Raw genomic sequence first — 2,965 nt, 5'->3', positions numbered from 1 at the left:
ATTCGAATTTGGAATAAAAACAATAGACAAAACAGTAAATTATCTGCACTACAACTTAGTGGAGCTCGGGACAATGCATATACTTCAGCAATTGAATGTCTACTAAAACGGTTTATCGATAGGGGACTGATTGTAGAATACAAAGACTTAAAACTTACCCTATCGGGCACTAAACAGCTTAAATTAGAACTTAGTGTGAATATTACTTATAACTTTAGTATTAATGCTGTTGCTGTAGTAATTACTTCTCAAGATATAGTTGATTATCAAAATAGTTTAAACGTATAAGGAGTTAAAAATTATGCAATTTTATGATTTAAGAGAAGTTTATTTTTCAATTGGTGGTAGACAACTACATAGTGGAAAACTAGAACTTACAAGCGAGCCTACAACAAGAGCAGTGGTGAGTTCTGAAGACAAGGGATTTCCAGTAATAAGCTTGAGGGATCCTAAAACCATAACTTATATTTTCAACATTGAAGTCACACTAGGTAGTCATGACTATATTGCATTAACTGAAATTTCAGACGATCAATTTTATAACATGGATGTTGGCAAAGATGATAAGATGCTTGATTTAGCATTCAATGATAGAATTGCTACCAAAATTATTTCTAACCATGCAATTTTCACTGAAGAACCCTCAAGAAGTTATTCAGCTGAAGCTGAAAAAGTGACTTTTGAGATTAGAGCTATTAATTGCCAAAAAACACATCCAAATAAAACTTAAAGGGGGAGTTTTTCTATGATAATGAGATATAAAATGAAAATTTTAACTAAAAATAAAACCTATGAATACCCACTTAGAGTATTACCAGTCTATGAATGGGATAGAGTACTTGGATTTAATCAAAGCGACGCTATTTATAAGCTTAATGAAGTTAAATACTTAAGAGAAATTACAAGCTTAATGATAAGTCCAAAATTTTTAGACGAATTCTATGTAATTCTAGATTCAAATAGAGAATTTATTTCCTACTATAAAGACTATCTTGTTGCTATTATTTACACTGCGCAATTCAATACTTTTCATATAGACAATGATCTAAAAAACCCCGCTTTGGTATATTTGAGTGAATATGAAAATAACGTTGGTGATTTTGTCACTTTTGACTACATCGATGATAATTTTAATTATGAAAAAGTAACTTCGTCACTTACATCAAATTCTAACGAGCTGGTTGCTAAATGAGGAAAATAAATAAAGAGATTGATAAAGCTATTGCAAATCTAAATGAGAGCAGAAAAAAGTATTTTAACTTGCTTGACGAAATAAAAAACGATAAATACTATTTCCCAGTGATTATGAATATTTGCTCGTACGACACGGTTAAGAAATTGCCTTATGATGAGCTTTTAGAAGTCAATCGACTTGCTGATATTAAATTAGAAAAAGAATTGTACGAATTAATTTTAAGCAAATGAGGGCTTAATGGGCGACAAATTTACCATTAAATTTAAAGGCGTTCTTGATCATGCTGCAACAAAAAAGGCTATCGAACAAGATATTACCAAAATGGAAAAATATCTTAAACCTAAAAAATCTAGTTTGGGTAGTACTAAAGATATTGTAAAAAATAATTTGTCGGATAAGAAAAAAGAATTAAGCAAACAATCTAAATTTGAAAGCTTAAGAGAGCGTGTTGAGAAATACAGGCTAACACAAACTAAAAAGCTTATAAAACAGGGTATGGGTTTTGAAAAAGCTAGAAAAGAGGCTTTTAAAAGATCCTTAATGTCTGATAGAGATAAAAGGCGCCTTGAGTATAAAGAACTTGCAAAAGAATCAAAAGCAAAAAGTAAAATGCTCGCGGCCTCTCAAGGAAAAGGACTTGTTGCCAAAATTGCAATAGGTAGCGCCCTGGGAAATGTTATTGGTAACGCTATAAGTAAAGTTGGGGGCGGGTTTTTTGGATTTATTACAGGATGGATTAAAAAATCGGTTGAAGAGGTTTCTAAAGCTAGAAAAGCACAACACCTCAATAGTGCGTTTTATACAGAAAAACAACGCGCATTATTTATGGGGAAAAAAGATGAAGACGGAAATATTACTGGGGGAATTTTTAATAATAGAAAAGGATTCGAGCGTGACATAGAAAAAGAAGAGTTTTTGCGGCAATTTTCTCTTATTAAGGGCACTCTAACAAGCATGAAACAGCTGACTGATGAGAGATTGAAATTGACGGGAGAGCTTATGGCTGATTTTGTATCTAGCGGTCAATATAGCATGCAAGAGGCCGCAGCAGCTATTGATGAGTACATTAGAGGATACGGAGGAACACTTTATAAAATGATGTCGGCCTCAAAAGTAGGCTCAAAATATACTATACAAGCCCAGGATAACTATGAAAGGGACGTTCGGTCCAAAGATTTTAACTTTAGATTTAAAAAACTTGCAGAAGTGGCCTATGATTACAAAAATTTCGGACTTACAAAACATGCTGATGAGAAGGAAAAGCTTGATAGCAATTTAACCAGATTAGAGCAATCTCTTAAGAATGTGACCGCTACGGGTATGCAACCAGTGCTTGAGGGTGCTTCAAAAATAATTGATTGGGTCGAAAACATGATCAAAACGTATAATAAAGAGGGGATTACGGGAATTATAAGCCTCGCGATTCAAAGTGCTTTAGGTTCCATATCTGATGCAATCAACGGGATAATCAATAAGATTATTGATAGCATACCGGGATTTAGAAAGCTTTTAAATTGGTTTAACAGAAAGTAAAAAGGTAATTTATGGATATTAACAATAAAAATATTGTCAATAAAACTAAAACAATATCGCCTTTAGAAAAAGAGAATTCTACAGGTATTATAAATGCAAATAGTGACAATTGCAAAAATAAAAAAGAAGGGGAAATGTCTTGTGAAGAGATTTTTCAAATAATAAAAGATGTAGCAACTCAAATATTTGCTCTTTTTGGAGCAGATAACTTTTTAGTACTATTTCCTAGGCTTGATC

Annotated in this window: 6 protein-coding genes; all 6 read left to right on the top strand. The window is 32.5% G+C overall.

Annotated elements, in window-relative coordinates; all coding sequences use genetic code 11:
• On the top strand, window positions 1-288 hold a 288-nt coding region (locus HNR35_RS05625), incomplete at its 5' end, for a DUF787 family protein (RefSeq protein WP_183224522.1).
• Window positions 289-301: 13 nt separating this feature from the next.
• Entirely contained in the window at window positions 302-730 is a 429-nt protein-coding gene (locus HNR35_RS05620) for a DUF1463 family protein (RefSeq protein WP_006434258.1), read from the top strand.
• Window positions 731-745: 15 nt separating this feature from the next.
• A complete protein-coding gene (locus HNR35_RS05615; protein WP_183224520.1) occupies window positions 746-1,192 on the top strand; it encodes a DUF1473 family protein in 447 nt (148 codons plus the stop codon).
• Window positions 1,189-1,425 (top strand): DUF1322 family protein, encoded by a 237-nt coding sequence (locus tag HNR35_RS05610; RefSeq protein WP_183224518.1) that lies wholly within the window; start codon window positions 1,189-1,191, stop codon window positions 1,423-1,425. The genes HNR35_RS05615 and HNR35_RS05610 overlap by 4 nt, the downstream gene beginning before the upstream one ends.
• Before the next feature lie 7 nt (window positions 1,426-1,432).
• Window positions 1,433-2,728 carry a DUF759 family protein gene (locus tag HNR35_RS05605; protein WP_183224516.1) on the top strand — a complete coding sequence of 432 codons (1,296 nt, stop codon included), beginning with the start codon at window positions 1,433-1,435 and terminating at the stop codon, window positions 2,726-2,728.
• 11 nt (window positions 2,729-2,739) lie between these two features.
• On the top strand, window positions 2,740-2,965 hold a 226-nt coding region (locus HNR35_RS05600; protein WP_183224514.1), incomplete at its 3' end, for a DUF792 family protein.

This window comes from Borreliella spielmanii (assembly GCF_014201705.1).
Taxonomy (GTDB): Bacteria; Spirochaetota; Spirochaetia; order Borreliales; family Borreliaceae; genus Borreliella; species Borreliella spielmanii.
The sequence above is the reverse complement of the archived record's forward strand: the minus strand, read 5'-3'. Positions and strand labels throughout refer to the sequence as shown.

Bases quoted from the DNA above. Each gene is read 5' to 3' on its own strand.
- HNR35_RS05615 (WP_183224520.1), top strand. From the start codon at position 746: ATGATAATGAGATATAAAATGAAAATTTTAACTAAAAATAAAACCTAT.
- HNR35_RS05610 (WP_183224518.1), top strand. From the start codon at position 1,189: ATGAGGAAAATAAATAAAGAGATTGATAAAGCTATTGCAAATCTAAAT.
- HNR35_RS05605 (WP_183224516.1), top strand. From the start codon at position 1,433: ATGGGCGACAAATTTACCATTAAATTTAAAGGCGTTCTTGATCATGCT.
- HNR35_RS05620 (WP_006434258.1), top strand. From the start codon at position 302: ATGCAATTTTATGATTTAAGAGAAGTTTATTTTTCAATTGGTGGTAGA.